Origin of the sequence: Halothiobacillus sp., from assembly GCF_028710545.1 — a bacterium.
Lineage (GTDB): Bacteria > Pseudomonadota > Gammaproteobacteria > Halothiobacillales > Halothiobacillaceae > Halothiobacillus.
Map to the genome: position 1 here is coordinate 1 of NZ_JAQTTX010000008.1, position 15,386 is coordinate 15,386.

Annotated in this window: 16 protein-coding genes and 1 pseudogene; 9 read left to right on the plus strand and 8 right to left on the minus strand. The window is 54.0% G+C overall.

What is annotated here, in order from left to right; translation table 11 throughout:
* The 4 genes from PHD44_RS02450 to PHD44_RS02465 form a co-directional block, all read right to left on the minus strand.
* Positions 1-805: AAA family ATPase (locus tag PHD44_RS02450; protein ID WP_300187733.1), on the minus strand; the 805-nt coding region annotated here is incomplete at its 3' end.
* A complete protein-coding gene (gene hslV / locus PHD44_RS02455; protein ID WP_300187735.1) occupies positions 802-1,341 on the minus strand; it encodes an ATP-dependent protease subunit HslV in 540 nt (179 codons plus the stop codon). The genes PHD44_RS02450 and hslV, both read right to left, overlap by 4 nt.
* 82 nt (positions 1,342-1,423) lie before the next feature.
* A complete protein-coding gene (locus PHD44_RS02460; RefSeq protein ID WP_300187737.1) occupies positions 1,424-2,362 on the minus strand; it encodes a tyrosine-type recombinase/integrase in 939 nt (312 codons plus the stop codon).
* Between the two features lie 62 nt (positions 2,363-2,424).
* Complete coding sequence (locus PHD44_RS02465) at positions 2,425-3,147, minus strand: DUF484 family protein (RefSeq protein ID WP_300187739.1); 723 nt, start codon at positions 3,145-3,147, stop codon at positions 2,425-2,427.
* Between the two features lie 505 nt (positions 3,148-3,652).
* Here PHD44_RS02465 and thrS point away from each other — a divergent pair.
* Together thrS and infC are read left to right on the plus strand one after the other, a co-directional pair.
* Positions 3,653-5,566 carry a threonine--tRNA ligase gene (gene thrS, locus PHD44_RS02470; RefSeq protein WP_300187741.1) on the plus strand — a complete coding sequence of 638 codons (1,914 nt, stop codon included), beginning with the start codon at positions 3,653-3,655 and terminating at the stop codon, positions 5,564-5,566.
* A gap of 184 nt (positions 5,567-5,750) precedes the next feature.
* Complete coding sequence (gene infC, locus PHD44_RS02475) at positions 5,751-6,323, plus strand: translation initiation factor IF-3 (protein WP_300187743.1); 573 nt, start codon at positions 5,751-5,753, stop codon at positions 6,321-6,323.
* 63 nt (positions 6,324-6,386) lie between these two features.
* Here the strand turns inward: infC and PHD44_RS02480 are convergent, their stop codons facing one another.
* Positions 6,387-6,644, minus strand: coding sequence for a hypothetical protein (locus PHD44_RS02480; protein WP_300187744.1), 258 nt, complete (start codon positions 6,642-6,644; stop codon positions 6,387-6,389).
* A gap of 147 nt (positions 6,645-6,791) precedes the next feature.
* Between PHD44_RS02480 and rpmI the strand changes: the two genes are divergently transcribed.
* The 6 genes and pseudogenes from rpmI to PHD44_RS02510 form a co-directional block, all read left to right on the plus strand.
* On the plus strand, positions 6,792-6,986 hold the full coding sequence (gene rpmI, locus PHD44_RS02485) for a 50S ribosomal protein L35 (RefSeq protein WP_298218176.1): 195 nt from the start codon (positions 6,792-6,794) through the stop codon (positions 6,984-6,986).
* A gap of 13 nt (positions 6,987-6,999) precedes the next feature.
* Entirely contained in the window at positions 7,000-7,359 is a 360-nt protein-coding gene (rplT, locus tag PHD44_RS02490) for a 50S ribosomal protein L20 (RefSeq protein ID WP_300187746.1), read from the plus strand.
* Positions 7,360-7,584: 225 nt separating this feature from the next.
* The gene (pheS, locus tag PHD44_RS02495; protein ID WP_300187748.1) at positions 7,585-8,607 is read left to right on the plus strand and encodes a phenylalanine--tRNA ligase subunit alpha; all 1,023 of its coding nucleotides are present in this window, start codon (positions 7,585-7,587) and stop codon (positions 8,605-8,607) included.
* 41 nt (positions 8,608-8,648) lie between these two features.
* Positions 8,649-11,048, plus strand: a complete 2,400-nt coding sequence (gene pheT / locus PHD44_RS02500) for a phenylalanine--tRNA ligase subunit beta (protein ID WP_300187750.1) — start codon at positions 8,649-8,651, stop codon at positions 11,046-11,048.
* Between the two features lie 13 nt (positions 11,049-11,061).
* On the plus strand, positions 11,062-11,364 hold the full coding sequence (locus PHD44_RS02505; protein WP_290677765.1) for an integration host factor subunit alpha: 303 nt from the start codon (positions 11,062-11,064) through the stop codon (positions 11,362-11,364).
* Positions 11,342-11,605 (plus strand): annotated as a pseudogene (locus PHD44_RS02510) (MerR family transcriptional regulator); the annotation flags it as partial. The gene PHD44_RS02505 and the pseudogene PHD44_RS02510, both read left to right, overlap by 23 nt.
* A 409-nt stretch (positions 11,606-12,014) precedes the next feature.
* Here PHD44_RS02510 and PHD44_RS02515 read toward each other — a convergent pair.
* Both PHD44_RS02515 and PHD44_RS02520 read right to left on the minus strand, forming a co-directional pair.
* Entirely contained in the window at positions 12,015-12,872 is an 858-nt protein-coding gene (locus PHD44_RS02515) for a pirin family protein (protein ID WP_300187752.1), read from the minus strand.
* A 53-nt stretch (positions 12,873-12,925) separates the two neighbouring features.
* On the minus strand, positions 12,926-13,603 hold the full coding sequence (locus PHD44_RS02520; protein ID WP_300187754.1) for a YceI family protein: 678 nt from the start codon (positions 13,601-13,603) through the stop codon (positions 12,926-12,928).
* Positions 13,604-13,723: 120 nt separating this feature from the next.
* Here PHD44_RS02520 and PHD44_RS02525 point away from each other — a divergent pair, with 120 nt between their 5' ends.
* Positions 13,724-14,614: a LysR family transcriptional regulator gene (locus tag PHD44_RS02525; protein WP_300187755.1), complete on the plus strand. Its 891-nt coding sequence runs from the start codon at positions 13,724-13,726 to the stop codon at positions 14,612-14,614.
* A 30-nt stretch (positions 14,615-14,644) separates the two neighbouring features.
* Here PHD44_RS02525 and PHD44_RS02530 read toward each other — a convergent pair whose 3' ends face one another.
* A complete protein-coding gene (locus tag PHD44_RS02530; protein WP_300187757.1) occupies positions 14,645-15,334 on the minus strand; it encodes a rhodanese-like domain-containing protein in 690 nt (229 codons plus the stop codon).
* Positions 15,335-15,386: the final 52 nt, after the last annotated feature.

Here is a 15,386-nt window from a genome sequence, read left to right on the forward strand (position 1 = left end):
CTCCACGTTTGGCCACCTTGTCGATTTCGTCGATGAACACGATGCCGTGCTGTTCCACCCGTTCGAGTGCCTGCGCACGGACTTCTTCCTCGTTGACCAGATTGCCGGCTTCCTCCTCCGTCAGCAGTTTGAGCGCTTCGGATACGGGCAAACGGCGGGTTTGCGTTTTCCCTTGATTCACATTCTGGAACATGCCGCGAATCTGGCTGGCCATCTCTTCCATCCCCGGAGGGGAAAGAATGTCGATGTTGCCCGCGGGTTGGCGCAGTTCGATTTCGACCTCCTTGTCATCCAGTTCTCCATTTCGCAACTTCTGGCGGAATTTCTCGCGGGTGTTGCGATAGGCTTCGTCACGATGGGAATCGGCCGTGCTATTCCAGCCCTCGTCACGCGGGGCGGGGAGCAGGGCGTCCAGTACCCGGTTTTCGCCTGCGACCAGGGCCTTGTCGCGCACCTCGACCATTGCGATCTGGCGCTGCATTTTCAGGCCGATGTCGGCCAAATCACGGATGATCGATTCAACATCACGACCGACATACCCCACCTCGGTGAATTTCGTGGCTTCAACCTTCAGGAAGGGCGCATCGGCCAATTTGGCCAATCGCCGGGCGATCTCGGTTTTACCCACGCCGGTGGGGCCGATCATGAGTATGTTCTTTGGCGTGATCTCCCCGCGCAGCGGTTCTTCCACCTGTTGCCGCCGCCAGCGGTTACGCAAGGCGATGGCGACGGCCCGTTTGGCTGCGGCTTGACCGACGATGTGTTTGTCTAATTCATTTACGATTTGTTGCGGCGTGAGGTTCATGCGTCGAGTACTTCAATCGTGAGGTTGTGGTTGGTATAGATGCAGATATCGCCGGCAATGTTGAGCGCGGCTTCGGCTATCGCGCGGGCTTCCAGCCCGGAATGCTGCATGAGTGCGGTTGCGGCTGCTTGCGCGAACGCCCCACCAGAACCGATGGCAATAAGGTCGGTTTCGGGTTCGATCACGTCGCCGTTGCCACTGATTGTCAGCATGTAGTTTCTATCGGCTACGACAAGCATGGCCTCCAATCGGCGCATGGCGCGATCGGTACGCCATTCCTTGGCAAGCTCGACAGCGGAACGAAGCAGATTGCCGCCAAATTTTTCCAGTTTGGCTTCGAATTTCTCGAATAGGGTGAACGCATCGGCGGTCGCTCCGGCAAATCCGGCCAGCACGTCGCCGTTATAGAGTCGCCGTACCTTGCGGGCATTGCCTTTGACTACCGTGTTGCCCAGTGTGACTTGTCCATCGCCACCGATGACGGTCTGGCCGTTTTTACGCACGCACAGAATGGTGGTGCCGTGAAAGTTTTCCATGGGTTTGAACCTTGAGTTCGTAAGTGGTGCATTGCCTGAATGAATCAGTGTTTCGTTTAATTTGGGTCAAGAATGGCAAATATCAATCGGAAATTTCGATTTTCTGTTCATTTTTTTCCAAATTGACCCTGCCTTTTCCCTGAACTTTTGGCTGGTCTATTCTCTGCGCCCGAGGGTGAGAAGCTTCATAAACCTGGGCAAGCCGTTGAAAATCCAGATGGGTGTAGATTTGTGTCGTGGACAGGCTTTCGTGCCCGAGCATTTCCTGTACGGCGCGCAAGTCACCCGATGATTCGAGCACGTGCGTCGCAAAGGCATGGCGTAACTGGTGTGGGTGCAAGGTTTGGCCCAAATGGGTTTGTTGGGCCAGGCGATTAAGGCGCATCTGTACCGAGCGGGTCGTCAGGCGTTGGCCGTGACGATTGACGAACAAGGCGGGCTCTGTCGTGTCTTTTAACAGGGTTTTTCTGATGGGGAGCCATTGGGTCACACGGTCAAGCGCTTTGCCGCCCACGGGTACCATCCGGGTTTTTTCGCGCTTGCCGGTAACGCGGGCAATACCTTCAGACCGGTCGATATCGATAACATCGAGCCGAACCAGTTCGGCAACACGGAGCCCGCTGCTGTAGATCAGTTCGAACATGCAGCGGTCACGAATGATCAGAACGTCTTCCGTCAGGGGCTGATCCAGCAGCTGGTTCATCGTTTCGATGGCGGGCGCATCCGGTAACTTCTTGGCCGCTTTGGGGGATTTGAGGGCATCTGGGCTGGCGGGGCAGACAATGTAGGCTTTTTGCCAGCATCTGAGCAACCAGCGTGTGGCCGATAATTTGCGCGCGATGCTGCGGTTGTCGAGGCCCGATTCCCTGCAATGGGCGAGATAGCCGCGCAGGCGCCGATCATCAATCTGTTTGGGTTCAAGGACATCCTGATCGTGGAGATAGGAATGCAGTTGTTGCCAGTCACCGAGATAGGCCGACTGCGTTTTGTTGGCGAGTGTGGCGCTTTCAGTCAGCAGCATCTTTGCGCGCTCGAAAGCGGCATGGAGGGCTGTTGAGGATGTGAGGGGGGCGGTTTCTGGCATCAAACGCAGGTTTGAGGGCAGAGGAAGGCCGCTGCCAGTTCGCCGATTTGACTCAAAAACAGCGTCCCTTGCGTGGGATTGAAGCCATCTGGAGCATGACGACCAAGCGCCAATATCCAGTCGGGTTCTGCCGGATTATTGCCCACGGCAATCAAGGCGGCGGAGCCGGTATCCGGGAAGTGCGTGTCGAATACCAATTGACGCTGAGCTTCGTTGAGGCGGCCGCAAAGAGGGCTGCGGCTCTCCACCCATCCGCTGAGTATCTGTTTGCTCTGTGTTTTCATGTCGGCAAAACAGACCAGTTCAACCGCATCAACGGTGAAGTGCCGGTGGATCAGGACGGTCAACTGTTCGGCGGTGCGCTGAGGCGTGCGGAGAAGGTCAGAGGCGAAGTCATGCAAAACCTGATCGAGTCGGGCATTGTCTTCCGCAGTGGCGCGCAGCAGATTGATTTGACGTGTCAGCCGAGCGAGCCGCTCTCTCTGGATACGCAATTGAATGTGTGGCAACGAGGCAACACCATCGGGCGGGGAAGGCAGTTCGATTTCTGTCAGTAACGTGGGAGAGGATTCAAGCAGATCTTCAAGCACGGATCGCAATTGCGTCTGACAGTGCTCGGCAAGAAACCCGGGGTTTTGTTGGAGAAAGTCCACCACTGCCGCCTTATCCGGCGATTGATTGTTGTTGTCGATCAGGGAGATGGCGGTGGCTTCGTTCGTCATGATGGTTTTGTTTAATCGTTGTTTGTGCGTATAAGTTCTCTTATGGATGCTCTGAACAACGCCATCCTGGCGTTTTCAGAGGGCTAAAATCAAAAAATGTGATTTTTGATTTTCTTCATGAACAATCACTTGCATGATCGTTCATGGCGGCAAATCCCTATGCCGCACGGAACCTCTGATTTAATCGGAGATTCCTTATGAGAACCATAACCCGAATGCCCTTTCGCCGCAATCAATCCAGACACGTAAGTTCGACAATCCAGGCAGTCTTTTTCCGCATGTCGCGCTTAGATTTTCTTTGACGTGTTATTTGATTGTTTTATGATGTCGGGCTGTTGTAAATCGAAGGTTTAGGCTGGCTCGTTTTGTGGTCGAGCACCGAAATCTGGCCGATTTGCGATTTCCCTGATTCGGAACACGTTGCCGGTTGACCGGCACCCCACCCCGTATCGCCCCTGAAACACGCGGTTTGTTGTAGGAGCCGCCACTGCCAAAGGAGAGCGTCATGTTGACGATTACCCTGCCCGATGCGTCACAACGTACATTTGACCATCCCGTTACCGTGGGTGAAATAGCGGCCGATATCGGCCCGGGATTAGCGAAGGCTGCCATTGCCGGCAAGATTGACGGCAAGCTCGTGGATTTGTCCCGTGTGGTCGATCACGATGCGCGCATCGCCATTGTGACCGCCAAGGATCCGGAAGGTCTGGAAGTCATCCGCCATTCAACGGCGCACTTGATGGCGCAGGCGGTCAAGCAGCTTTATCCCAGCGCACAGGTCACCATCGGTCCGGTGATCGATAACGGGTTTTACTACGATTTTTATTTTGAACGCCCCTTCAATGATGAAGATCTGGCGGCGATCGAAACGCGAATGCACGAGCTTGCTGCGAAGGGTGATGAACTCGAGCGCCGCGTCGTTGATCGATCCGAAGCCATTCAATTTTTCGATCAACTGGGCGAAGAGTTCAAGGTTGAAATCATCAAAAGCATTCCTGAAGAGGAAGAGCTGACCTTATATACACAAGGTGATTTCACCGACTTCTGTCGTGGCCCGCACGTGCCGAATACGAACCGCCTCAAAGTGTTCAAGCTGATGAAGGTGGCCGGTGCGTATTGGCGTGGCGATGCCAAAAACCCCATGCTCACCCGAATCTACGGCACGGCGTTTGCCAGCGACAAGGAGCTTAAAGCCTACCTGAATCAACTGGCCGAGGCCGAAAAGCGCGATCATCGGCGCATCGGCAAACAGCAGAATCTGTTCCACTTCCAGGAGGAGGCGCCGGGTCTGGTGTTCTGGCATCCCAAGGGCTGGGCCTTGTGGCAGGTGATCGAGCAGCACATGCGCGGCATCTACCGATCATCTGGCTACGACGAAATTCGCTGCCCGCAAATTTTGGACGTTTCACTGTGGAAAAAATCGGGCCATTGGGATAACTATCAGGAAAACATGTTCTTCACCGAATCGGAGAAGCGCACGTTTGCCGTCAAGCCGATGAACTGCCCGGGGCATGTGCAGGTGTTCAATCACGGTTTGCACAGTTATCGCGATCTGCCGATTCGTTACGGCGAATTCGGCTCCTGTCATCGCAACGAACCTTCGGGCGCGCTGCATGGCATTTTGCGTGTGCGCGGGTTTACGCAGGATGATGGTCATATCTTCTGCATGGAAAGCCAGATCGAATCGGAGGTCAAAGCCTTTCACGAGCAGGCTTTGTCTGTGTATGCTACCTTCGGCTTTACCGATATCCAGGTGAAAATCGCCCTGCGTCCGGACAAGCGGCTGGGCACTGATGCCGTGTGGGATGAGGCGGAAGCAGCCCTGCGCGGCGCCTTGAGTGCGGCCGGTGTGGCGTGGACGGAATTGCCCGGAGAAGGTGCCTTCTACGGCCCCAAAATCGAATATCACCTGAAAGATGCCATCGGACGGACCTGGCAGTTGGGTACGATTCAGGTTGATTTCATGATGCCGGAGCGCCTTGGCGCCACCTACGTCGATGAGCACAGCGAGCGTCGCCATCCCGTGATGCTGCACCGCGCAATTGTCGGCTCGATGGAGCGCTTTATCGGGATTCTGATTGAGCACCATGCCGGTTTGCTGCCCTTCTGGTTAGCACCCGTTCAGGTGGTGGTCATGGGAATTACCGATAAACATGCAGGCTATGTGCAGCAACTCACGGCCAAACTCAAGGCAGCCGGGATACGCGTGGTTGACGACCTGCGCAATGAAAAGGTCGGTTTCAAGATTCGCGAGCACACCTTGGAACGCGTGCCTTATCTCCTTGTGGCCGGTGACCGGGAAATGGAGACCGAATCCATCGCCGTTCGAACGAGAGAGGGCGCTGATCTTGGCGTCATGACGGTGACCGATCTGCTGGACAAGTTGCAATTGGAATCCCGTGCTCCCGGCACAGTGTGATGGTTGCTTGAGTCAGAATTGCAACAAGGGCCGGTTTTGATCGTTTTGTTGCGATTTTTGTTCCGGCAAACCTGTTGAAGGTTTCATTACGCAGCAATGCGTATTAACATGTTCGACCTGAAAACCAAGGCGTGCCCTGTGGTTATGTGATGCGGTGCAAAATAGTTCACCCCATCTGTTTTAAATGCAAGAGGATAAGAAGATAGCTCAACTCCGTGGACAAACCCCGCCGGCCAACCGTGATCCAGACGAGCCGCGTATCAATAACGAAATCACCGCACGTGAAGTTCGATTAGTCGATGAGAATGGTGAACAGGCCGGTATCGTCCGGACCCGCGATGCACTTGATCGTGCTGCCGAAGCAGAACTTGATCTCGTCGAAGTGGCCGCCAATGCCAACCCGCCAGTCTGCAAGATCATGGACTACGGCAAGTTCAAATTTCAGCAAAGCAAGAAACTGGCCGAAGCGCGCAAGAAGCAGAAGCAGATCGAAGTCAAGGAAATCAAGTTCCGCCCGGGTACGGAAGATCATGATTATCAGGTCAAGATGCGCAGCATTCTGCGATTTCTGGAAGAGGGCGATAAGGTCAAGATTACGCTGCGGTTTCGTGGTCGCGAAATGGCGCATAAGGAAGTGGCTGGCATCCTGCTCGATCGAATCGAACAGGATCTGATCGAGTTGGCGACCGTTGAGCAGCGACCCAAAATGGAAGGCCGTCAGGTCACCATGGTGCTGTCTCCCAAGAAAACAGGTTGATTGCACAGGTTATCAACTCTGAAGGCCCGCCGTGACGCTGGTTTGGTCTAGTGCGGTGCGCAATTAATCTTGCTTGTTCCCCGGTTTTCCAGTAGCATCTCGCGCCACTTTGATCGTGGTTGTCGGCTTGCTCTGTTTTGAATGAATGGGGCTGCCTTCGACCAAGATAAAGAATTCCTCCGTGTGCGCATTGTGCACATTGACTCGAGATGGTTTTTTACCGTCTTGAGGTTTTGGGGAGATTTGGGAGGCTCTGAATAATTCCATCCTGGAAACATCAGAGCACGCAAAGCAAAAGGCGTGACTTTTGCTTTGCTTCATGTTCAATCACCTGCGTGATTGAACATGGCGGCACGTCCCTGTGCCGCGCGGAACCTCCGAATTTATCAGAGGTTCCTTAGCCTCAATGCGTTATTTAACTCCGACGTATTGGGTGTCATAAACATAAACAGTGAAACTGGAGTCGATATGCCGAAGATCAAATCCAATCGCGGTGCAGCCAAGCGGTTCAAAATTACCGCTGGCGGCATCAAGCGTAAGCAGTCGCACATGCGACATATTCTGACCAAGAAGTCATCCAAGCGTAAGCGTCAATTGGGATCACCTTCGTACGTTCACGAACGTGATGTTCCGTCGATTCACATCATGTTGCCGTACGCGTAAGGAGCACTGAACCATGGCTAGAGTAAAACGTGGCGTCAATGCCCGCGCAAAACACAAGAAAGTCCTCGATAAAGCGAAAGGTTACTATGGTGCCCGTTCGCGTACGTTCCGGGTTGCCCATCAAGCCGTTATTAAAGCCGGTCAATACGCATACCGTGACCGTCGGGCCAAGAAACGTGTCTTCCGCGCACTGTGGATTACCCGGATCAATGCCGAGGCGCGTAACAACGATTTGTCCTACAGTCGCTTGATGGATGGTATTCACAAGGCGAATATCGAAATCGACCGCAAGGTTCTGGCTGACCTTGCCGTATTCGACAAGCCTGCATTTGCTGCAATCGCAGCGCAAGCGAAAGCGGCCCTTGGTATTTGATCATTCTTTGATCTACATCATCGACGTGATGTAATCGGATACAATCGGGCGCTCGCAAGAGCGCCTTTTCGTTGGTGGGTCAATCATAGCGTGACGTGCCGGCGGATTAATCCATGATGTCAATCGTTTACGGTTATGATCCCGCTATATGGGTTGACTTCATCGATTAATCCAACCGATCGGAAAATCAGATTCGGTCATCAGGGTGTTATTGGGAGCAGATGCGTGGGTAATCAATGGGCTGACATTCAGGCAGAAGCGATACATTCGATCGAGCAGGCGATGGATGTCGCCGCGCTCGAAGAGATTCGCGTTGCCTATACGGGTAAGAAGGGCGTGGTGACCCAGTTCATGAAAGAACTGGGTTCACTGGATCCTGAAGCCCGCCGTGCAAGGGGTGCACAAATCAATGAGCTTAAGGAAGCCATCATTTCCGCCCTTAACATGCGGCGGAATGAACTTGAGCAAGTCGCTCTTGCGCAGAAGCTAGAGGCAGAACGAATTGATGTGACTCTGCCGGGCAGGGGCCAGTCGCTGGGTGGCATCCATCCGGTGACACGAATTATTCGGCGCGTCGAAGCCATCTTCGGCTCAATGGGTTATTCCGTGGCGCAAGGGCCTGAGATCGAGGATGACTGGCACAATTTCACGGCACTGAATATTCCGCTGACCCATCCGGCTCGCGCCATGCACGATACCTTCTACTTCGATGCGGAACGTCTGCTGCGTACCCATACTTCGCCCGTTCAGATCCGCACGATGCAATCACAGACCCCGCCGCTCAAGATTCTGGCGCCGGGACGGGTATACCGTTGTGACTCGGACATGACGCACTCACCCATGTTCCACCAAATTGAAGTGCTGCATCTGGATGAAGACGTCACGTTCACCGATCTGCGTGCCACACTGGAACAGTTTCTGGGGGCATTGTTTGAACAGGATGACTTGCCGATTCGACTGCGCCCGTCTTTTTTCCCGTTCACGGAGCCGTCCGCCGAAGTCGATATTCAGTGCGTTCATTGCCGTGGCAAGGGTTGCCGGGTTTGCAAGAAAACCGGTTGGATCGAGGTGCTCGGGAGCGGTATGGTTCATCCCAATGTCTTGCGTGCCGTAGGTCTCGATCCGGCCAAAGTCAGTGGCTTTGCGATTGGCATGGGCGTGGAACGTCTGGCGATGCTGCGTTACGGTGTCGATGACTTGCGCTCATTCTTTGATAATGACCTGCGCTTCCTCGAACAATTCGTGTGATATGTCCGGTCTTTCTTTCAGCTTAAATACACGAGCTTCTTATGCGATTTTCTGAATCTTGGTTGCGCGAATGGATTAATCCGCCGGTTGATACGGCTACTCTGGCCCATCGTTTGACAATGGCAGGCCTTGAGGTCGACGCCATCGAGCCGGCGGCAGAATCGTTCAGCGGTGTTGTGGTTGCCGAGGTGCGTTCCGTTGAGCTGCATCCGGATGCGGACAAGCTCAAAATCACCCGCGTGACCGACGGTACCCATGAATACCAGATCGTTTGTGGCGCTGCCAATGTACGTGTGGGTATGCGTGTGCCATTGGCGACCCTGGGCGCCCAACTGCCGGGCGGACTGGTCATCAAATCAGCGAAATTGCGTGGTGTTCCCTCTGAAGGAATGCTGTGTAGTGCCAGCGAGTTGGGTATGCCCAGCGTTGTCGACGGGTTGTGGGAATTGCCTTCGGACGCACCATTGGGACAATCCATTCGCGACTGGCTGAATCTGGATGATTCCATCATCGAGTTGGGAATAACACCCAACCGGGGTGATGCGCTTTCGATTTTGGGTGTTGCACGTGATTGTTCGGCATTGTTTGATCTGGATATCACCCCGCGTGATCAATCCTCAGGGGTTGAGGTTACGTCGGATGCCGTTCAGTCTGCTCGAATCGCCGCTCCCGATGATTGCCCGGTTTATTTGACCCAAGTTATCTGTGGTGTGTCTGCCGGTCGTAAAACACCGATGTGGATGTCTGAACGTCTACGTCGTGCCGGGATCAAGGTGATCGAGCCGATCGTGGACGTCTGCAACTACGTCATGCTCGAGTTGGGGCAACCCTTGCATGCCTTCGATCAGCAAAAACTGCAGGGTGGCTTGACCGTTCGGCGTGCACGTCCGGGCGAATCCATGGATGCGCTCAATCAGCAAAAGCTGGAAATGGATGCCGATTGCCTCGTGATCGCCGATGAAGCGGGTCCGGTCGCGCTGGCGGGGATCATCGGTGGTCTGGCGTCGGCCGTGTCAGCCGGAACGGTAAACATCGTCCTCGAGTCGGCTCACTTTACGCCCGAGGCGATTGCTGGTCGTGCCCGGCGTCTGGGGCTAACTACTGATGCCGCTTTCCGGTTCGAGCGGGGCGTTGATCCGCTGCTACCGGCACGAGCCTTATCGCGTGCCGCCACGCTGATTCAACAGATATGCGGCGGCCAGGTGGGTAACGCCAGTGCGGCTCAGGGAGCCAAGGCACCGCAGGTTCCTGCTGCTATCCAGTTGGATATGAGTTGGGCTGAGCGTCGTTTGGGCTTGGCTGTTTTGCCAGAGCAAGCCAAGAAATTTCTCGTGCGCTTGGGCTGCATCGTTGAATTTCAGTCTGATACCGTATTGACAGTCACTCCGCCAAGTCATCGTTTCGATATGGTGATTCCTGAAGATCTGCTTGAGGAATTGGCGCGTTTGCTCGGTTTTGACGCATTTCGTGCGCCAATGGGGCGTTCGCCTCTGACGATTGGTGTCCGACCGGAAACCGAAAACAGCATTGCTAAAGTTGCAGATTTCATGGCAAGCCGAGGTTACTTCGAAGCGATTTCGTACAGTTTCATTGATCCTGCCATCGCAGAACTTTTTACCTCCGCGCCTGGTATTGCACTCGCAAACCCGATTTCCAGCGAGATGGCCGTCATGCGTCAAAGCCTGTGGCCGGGATTGTTGCAGGCCGTGGCCTTCAATCAGAATCGTCAGCAGACACGTGTACGTTTGTTTGAAATGGGCAGAAGTTTCAAGGGTTCGCTTGATGATGTGCAGGAAATTGATCAACTCGCCGCGGTGATCGTGGGGGGGCGTTGGCCGGAGCAATGGGGCGAAAAAAGCACTCAGGCAGACTTCTTCGACCTCAAGGGCGATTGCGAGGCACTCCTGCTGCACCTTGGTTTCAGTCTTGATCCCTCGTCGGATCACGCGAACAACGTCAGCCTCCGGGCCGCTGCGCACCCGGCATTGCATCCCGGGCAAAGTGCAGAAATCCTGATTCATGACCATCCTTGCGGCTGGTTGGGCGCCATTCATCCTGACATAGCAGAAAAAATGGACGTCAATGGATCGGTTTTTGTCCTGGAACTCGATCTTCACTCCTTGCAATATCGGCATCTGCCGATGAACAAGCCGCGCTCGCGGTTCCCGCAAGTCAGACGGGATCTGGCGCTCCTGAAGCCGGCCACCATGCCGATTGCAGAATTATTATCTCTGATCAGGAACGGCGGTCCGGCGAGTTTGCGCGAGGTTGGCGTCTTTGACCGGTACGTTGGTGCCGGTATTGAACCGGGGTTTGAAAGTGTCGCGGTCAAATTAATTTTCCAGGAATCCGAGCGCACACTGACGGATGACGAAATTGTCGGTATAATCAGCGACATACGCGCAAATCTTGCGCAGCATAATATTCAATTGCGCACCTAAGGGACAGCATTTCATGGCCTTAACCAAAGCAGATCTGGTCGAAAAACTCCACGCCGAACTTGGCTTGAATAAACGCGAAGCCAAGGATTTTGTTGATATTTTTTTCGAAGAACTCCGCGCCACGCTCGAATCGGGCGAGGAAATCAAACTTTCCGGTTTCGGTAATTTTCAGTTGCGCGATAAAAACGAACGCCCCGGCCGCAACCCACGCACGGGCGAGATGATTCCCGTATCGGCACGCCGTGTGGTGACCTTCCGTGCCGGGCAAAAACTGAAGGCCATGGTTGAGGCCTATGACGGCTCTGACGCATCCTGAATCGAGCCTGCCGCCGATTCCCAATAAGCGTTACTTCACGATTGGTGAAGTAGGCGGCTTGTGTGATGTCAAGTCACACGTGTTGCGGTATTGGGAACAGGAGTTTACTCAGCTCAAGCCGACCAAGCGTCGTGGCAACCGGCGTTACTATCAACGGCATGATATCGAGCTCATTCGTCTGATTCGTAGCCTTTTGTATGAGCAGGGGTTCACTATTGCCGGCGCACGGCAGCAACTCGCCCAGGCTTTCAAGCAGCCATCTGGCAAGACAGCCCTGGATACAGCCCGAGATATAGACCTGGATCATGAGCGTGATTTGCTGTCTGATATCACTCATGTGGAACCCGCCGCTGATTCTCCTGATTTGACGGCAAGTGATCAGATTGCATCTGCCAAGGTTGCCCACGCTGATGAGCTGCCTCATCTTTCACCTTTGAACCCTGATTCAGCCGTTCCGCCGCTCACGCAGATTCGCCAGGCGCTGGAACAGATATCAAGGAATATTGATCCTCTTCTGTAGTAGGCATTCTTCTGCCTGCCCATTTCAAAACAACTTTAATGACCTCTTTGCTCTGAAATCGCCGTAATTTGGTTCCCTTCTCTTACCCCACGCGTTGGCTTGGGGTAGGGGGGGATTTTAGCCAACGGACTCAGCGATCAAGTCGTCCCATGGCACCGGATTGATAGTCAATGATTGCCTGCTGCAGTTCAGCGGGGGTGTTCATCACGAACGGACCTCGATGAGCGATGGGTTCGTCGATGGGTTTGCCGGATAACAGCAGCACTCCGCTTGCTGTTTCGCTGTGCAGTCTCACAGTCTGATCGCCCCTGCCGAACACCATCAATCCCCCGTTTTCTGCCTTGCCTTCTACGCCAGTATCCTGTCGCGGTGCCGATACCGCGCCGGCATAGACATACGCCATCAATCTGTAGCCCTCGGGCAGTTTTACTTCGACTGTCGCGCCTGCATTCAGGCGGACATCGGCCATGCCAGCACCATCACCCAAGGTGGGCATGGCGCCGTCGCCCGTTGTGCCGTTGAATTGCCACCGATCGGCAATCAGGCGCGCTTCACCCCCCGTGAATGCGATCTGCGGGATTTCGCTTGCCTGAATATCCCGGTATGTGGGTGCGCTCATCTTGAGTGCGGCAGGCAGGTTGATCCACACCTGAAAGCCATGCAGGCCATCACTGTCGGTTGTCGGCATTTCCGAGTGAACAACGCCACTACCCGCACGCATCCATTGAGCACCACCTCGACTCACGCCACCTTGGTGCCCTTCAGAGTCGCGATGCTTAAGTCCGCCGTGCAGCAAGTAGGTGAGTGTCTCGAACCCCCGATGCGGGTGCGGTGGGAATCCGCCGATGTAGTCGTCCTTGATGGTTGATTTCAGCTCATCGACCATCAGAAACGGGTCGATCGCTCCGGTGAATTCGCTGATACGGCGAATTTTGACCCCGGCGCCATCTTCGGTGGGTTGAGCATATCGAATGTGGAATGTGTTCATGATAACTCCTGTGCATTGCGGTAAATAAGGTGTCGGTTAGTGACTGGAATCGGTTACGGCTTGACTCGAACCCCTTCGATATTGACGGTGATGTGAACATCGTTAGAAAGACCTTGCGGGAGATACGCCATCAGGCCGAAATCGCTGCGCTTGATCGTGGTTGTGGCAACAAAACCGCTCAGATACCCACCCCAAGGTTTGGGCAGATATGCCACTTCCCCGGCGCCGACCTTTTTGACATGAAATACTTCTGGGCGCGTCATACCGTGAAAACTCATGAGCCCATGCAGATTGCCGCCACCCTGCTTGTTCGGCACGAATCTCGTGCTCGTGAAGGTGATTTCAGGATGGTTCTTGGCATCGAAGAACTCCTTGCTGAGCAAGTGTTCATTCCGCAAGGCCAGGTTGGTGTCGATGCTCTCGACTGGAATGCTTATCTCAGCTTTGTTTTTGCCCGGATGCTTGCTATCAATGGTGTAGTGGCCACTGATTTTGTTGAATCGTCCGGTAAATGGTGCGATGCCGACGTGTCCAAGCGTAAAAAACACCTGAGAGTGATCCGGATCGATTTGATATTGCCCATCCGGATTATCGCTAAGTGGTTGGTATTGCTCTTGGGCAAACACATTTGATGTGGCACCAAATATTGAAGCAATAAATGCCAGCACAGCCATTGACCTGGGCGTGGATTTAACTGTCGACCATGTCGGTGTCAGTGATGCGGTATACATGATGGATTCCTCGCTGAGATTGAATCTGTTGTTTGACGCTCTGGATTTTACCCAGGTATATTTTTGTTAATATCGAAATTTATTTCAAAAATACTTCGAATAATTCGAAATGAGGTGGTTATGGATGATCTGCGCCCTTGGCGTTGGCTGATCGGTGTGATCGATTACGGCGGATTGCAGGCGGCGGCGGATCATTTTCACCGGACGCCATCCACGCTCAGCCACGCCATTAAGCAACTTGAAGTCCAGGTCGGCTTGCCCTTGGTGGCCTATCAGGGGCGGCGGTTGATACTCACCGAGATCGGTCAACTGCTGACCTGCCGAATGCGGCCGGTGCTGCGTGACCTCGATGGCGCTCAGGCATTGGCTACCCAATTGACACAGGGTGTGGAGCCAGTGCTTTGTGTGGCCATTGATCAAATTATTCCATTGGCACTGATTGCCAATGTTTTTTCGATCGTGGCTGAGTCCTATCCGCAAACCCGCATCGAGCTCTTTGAGACCATTCTCGGCGGTGGCCCGGCGATGATGCTGGAGGGAACCGTAGGTTTGTATCTTGGCACCCAAATGGTGACAGGGATGCCAACTATTGCCTTGGATCGCCTGAGGCTGGTTCCTTGCGCGGCACGTACTCATCCGCTCGTAACCCAAGCAGGAGGCGATGCGGGGCAGGTTACCGAGGCGGATTTGCGCCGATATAGGCAAATCGTGATTCGAGATTCGGCACCGAGTCGTCTAGCCAATGGAAGCTGGTTATCTGCCGAGCAACGGTTTACGGTTGATCATTTACACACGGCGATTGACTTGATCGAATCAGGGCTTGGTTTTGCTTGGCTTCCTGAATCACTGCTTTCAAGTCATCCAGATTTAAGCATTTTGCAAATGGCCGATACCGTTGTCGACGAAGCGGACATTCATCTGGTTTTCGATGCGGGATTCGCGTCTGGCTTGGCGGGAGCACGCTTAATAGATGAGATACGGGCCCGATTCGACACACGGGCCCAAGTGTAGTTTTCGGTGTGATTCCACCGATTCTCTGAATTATTGAGGCGGCTGGATTGTCGTCAAACCCAGATTGCTCCAGGACTGCATGCCGCCGCGGTACCAGTAGATTTTATCGGCGGGGTAGCCCATGCTAACCAATTCCTTGATGTTGGTGGGCGATTGTCCACACCAGGCGCCGTTGCAGAACAGAACCAAGGTCTTGGCGCCCCGAAAATCCCATATGCCATCACTGACTTTGGCGTTGAATTTATCCGTCAGCAGCGATTCGACCACAAGCGGTTCGTACGTGGAGGCACCCCGGTAGATTTGTGTCCATGGGATATTGACCGCACTGGGTATCGTGCCATTGCGGTACCAATCGGGTGTGCGGGAGTCGATGATTTCAATCGTCTTGTCGCCCTCAGCTTTCTTTTTCAAAAATTGAATCAATTCCAATTCACCGATGGTATGCACGCCCGGCAGCAACTGCATGGGCTGAATGCAGAAGGGTGGGCAATCTCGACTTGTTTTCGCGTACTCGGCGGTCACCGTGTGATCAGGATCCTGATTGCGCTCGATGACAACAGGCTTGCCATGGTCCATGACGGTGATGGAAGGCAGATCGCGGGTAATATTGACCCGCAGTTTTTGCTTAACTTCGGCTGCGTTGGTCGCTAAAGATACAGTACTCAGACTGACAAACAAAACAAAAGCAATCAAGGTGGTTAAGTGCTTACTGGGTTCCATGGCGCGTATCTCCTGTAACTTTGTTAGAATACCTAAGCAATAGCAGTTGAGT